At 37.7% G+C, this 2942-nt stretch carries 5 protein-coding genes; all 5 read right to left on the bottom strand.

Annotated features, from left to right (window positions below; all coding sequences use genetic code 11):
- Nucleotides 1-180 (bottom strand): DUF1292 domain-containing protein (locus AC220I_RS20725; protein WP_486725771.1); only part of this gene is annotated, 180 nt, incomplete at its 3' end.
- Nucleotides 181-267: 87 nt separating this feature from the next.
- Complete coding sequence (gene ruvX / locus AC220I_RS20730) at nt 268-708, bottom strand: Holliday junction resolvase RuvX (RefSeq protein ID WP_486725772.1); 441 nt, start codon at nt 706-708, stop codon at nt 268-270.
- A 78-nt stretch (nt 709-786) separates the two neighbouring features.
- Nucleotides 787-1737, bottom strand: a complete 951-nt coding sequence (locus AC220I_RS20735; RefSeq protein ID WP_486725773.1) for an aldo/keto reductase — start codon at nt 1735-1737, stop codon at nt 787-789.
- A 1-nt stretch (nt 1738) separates the two neighbouring features.
- Nucleotides 1739-1993 carry an IreB family regulatory phosphoprotein gene (locus AC220I_RS20740; protein ID WP_486725774.1) on the bottom strand — a complete coding sequence of 85 codons (255 nt, stop codon included), beginning with the start codon at nt 1991-1993 and terminating at the stop codon, nt 1739-1741.
- Nucleotides 1994-2038: 45 nt separating this feature from the next.
- A partial coding sequence (locus AC220I_RS20745) for a DHHA1 domain-containing protein (RefSeq protein WP_486725775.1) occupies nt 2039-2942 on the bottom strand: 904 nt, incomplete at its 5' end.

The following is a 2942-nucleotide window of genomic DNA, read 5'->3' on the forward strand; positions in this document are numbered from 1 at the left end:
AATCAATACCTCGTCTTCATCTTCAACATTTGAAAGAATTGCATATTCTTGATCATCAAGCTCAAGAGTCGCGATAATATTGAATTTCACAGGATTTCCATTGTCATCGAACAATTCTACAATGTCTTCTTGTCCTTGATGCGGATCTACTACTTCAAATAAATTTTCATTTTTTTTCATTTTACACCTCTAATAGTTTTTTCTTTTATCCTTAACATGGGATATGCGCTTGGCCATATTCATGTATAGTTCAAATTAATGTTTATGCTACTCTCTTGGTAGACTATCAAGATAGCCTTGCAAGATTAACTGTGCTGCAATCTTATCAATTACAGTCTTTCTTTTTTGTCTACTGACATCTGCTTGAATCAGCATTTTTTGAGCACCAATCGTTGTTAGACGTTCATCCCAAAATATAATTTCAATATCTCGATCGATACGATCTGAATATTTTATTTTCTTCTCAAGTTTTTTCATGAAGTCTTGAGTTTTTTCACCTTGTGGACCCAGTGTCCCATTCATGTTCATCGGAAGACCTGAAACGACTCTCGTCACTTCATATTCAACGATAAGGTCTACCAATCTATCAATATCTTGCTTGATACTTTGTCTAAAAATTGTTTCTTTGCCCTGTGCTGTGATTTTTAGTGCATCACTGATGGCTACGCCAATAGTTCTGTCACCTACATCTAGTCCCATATATCTCATTAATTCATATCCTCCAGTATAACCGAATAGTTTCTAAATAACAATAGCATTTGAAAAATTAGTGATAATATTTCTCAATTAGTACACTTTAATGCAAAATTCCGGACACACCGAAGAACAATAACCACATAAAACACATTTTGAACGATCCACTAAAATTTCATCGTTTTCAAGGCGTAATGCATGATGATCACATTTTTTTACACAGGCACCGCATTTAATACACCAATCTGCAATTTGAATTTTTTTGGTATGGCCGCTGACACGTGCCTTTAAATCGAGCGGAATAATTTCACCATTGACTCTTTTAACATTGTAATCGATTTCATCAAAGGATTGCATGCCAAAAGCCACCGAATCCAATACATCAAGATTCAGCACATAATCAAAGCACGCTTCCACATTTGAAAGCAAGTTTCCGCCACCGAGTGGTTTCATGCCATATATACCGCCACCATTTGCTTTATAGGCCTTAAGCGCATCATACATATCGTCCATCGTCCCATCTTGTATACCAAGACCATTGATATTGGTTATGGGATGGATAACTTGAATTTCCGGATACTTCAGTGCTGCTCTAACTGCCGCCACATAATGTGTCGATATACCAAAGGCTCTTATTTTACCCTGAGATTTCATTTTCATGAAATACTCAATGGCTTCATAATGCCCCTTAATCGTCAAACCACTCATCTGCTCATGCAGCATGAAAATATCAATATAATCCGTGCCAAGACCCCTAAGTGCTTTTTCAAAGCTCTCTTCAGCCGTCTCCTTAGAATAAGCATAGCATTTGCTTGCGATGACATAATCAGATCGATCGATGTATTTTAATGCTTGTCTGATATGAGGGTAGGTTTCATATAGCTCTGCGGCATCCAAGAAATTAATGCCACGTTCATAGCCATACCGAATAAGGGATGCCCCCTCTTCAAAGGATAGATTCCTTTGAAGGGGGCCCATTGTAAGGCTTCCAAAGCAAAGCTTTGAAACCTTTATGCCTGTCTTTCCAAGTTCATTTCTTTGCATCTTATTTTTTAATACACTCCATATAATGGTTTAAGAGTTCTTCAAGAATTTCGTCTCTCTCCACTTTTTTGATCATGGTTCTTGCGTCATTGTAGGTCGTAATATAAGTTGGGTCACCAGAAAGAAGATATCCTACCAACTGGTTCACAGGATTATAGCCCTTCTCCTCTAGTGCTTTGAACACATATAGCAGAATGTCCTTTTGATTTCCTTGCTCTAAATAATCTTCAACGCTGAACTTCATAGTATTTTTCATTTAAAATCCCCCTTCACCGAATACTTATATCCATATATACCCGATTTATGACAATAACTCATAAACTTTCGAAAGTGCTTCCTTAACTTTTTCAGGGTTTTTTCCACCCGCTTGTGCCATGTTTGGTTTACCACCACCACCGCCGCCAGCGATTTTAGCAACTTCTCTAATAAGGTTTCCTGCATGTGCGCCAAGCTTAATGGCATCATCAGAAACCATAGCCAGGAACTCTACCTTGCCTTCGCCAGTGTTTGCGAGTACTACCACACTATTTTCAAGCTTGTCTTTAATTTGATCCGCCAAGTTCCTAAGGGTATTCATATCAATGCCTGCAAAATCTGCTGTTACGACATTCATGCCCTTAATTTGCTTTGCACTACTTAACATGCTATCAAGGTCGCTCGTTACCAATTTATTCTTAAGTTTTTCATTTTCTCTTTGGACTTGTTTCATATCTTGAATGAGCGCCTCAGTTCTATGCTCTAAATCATTTTGGTTCGTTTTTAGCATATCAGAAAGTCTTTGAATCTTCCCATCAAGTTGTGTTAACATTTTATAAACATTTTCACCAGTAATGGCTTCAATTCTTCTCACACCAGCAGCTACACCTGTCTCACTCACGATTTTAAAGAGACCTGCTTCAGCCGTATTCTTAAGATGTGTACCTCCACAAAGCTCTATACTGTAATCACCCATAGTGACCACACGTACTTTGTCACCATATTTTTCACCAAAGAGCGCCATTGCGCCTTTTTCTTTTGCAGCGGCAATACTCATATCCTCTGTTTGAATTGGAAGCATACTTAAAATTTGTTCGTTTACAAGGGTTTCAATTTTCATAAGATCATCATATGAAATGGCTTCAAAATGAGAAAAGTCAAATCTTAAGCGTTCAGGTGAAACCATAGAGCCAGCTTGTTCTACATGAGTTCCAAGAACTTGTCTAAGT

The sequence above is a fragment of the Fusibacter sp. genome, from assembly GCF_057447755.1.

Bases quoted from the DNA above. Each gene is read 5' to 3' on its own strand.
- ruvX (WP_486725772.1), bottom strand. From the start codon at position 708: ATGAGATATATGGGACTAGATGTAGGTGACAGAACTATTGGCGTAGCC.
- AC220I_RS20735 (WP_486725773.1), bottom strand. From the start codon at position 1,737: ATGCAAAGAAATGAACTTGGAAAGACAGGCATAAAGGTTTCAAAGCTT.
- AC220I_RS20740 (WP_486725774.1), bottom strand. From the start codon at position 1,993: ATGAAAAATACTATGAAGTTCAGCGTTGAAGATTATTTAGAGCAAGGA.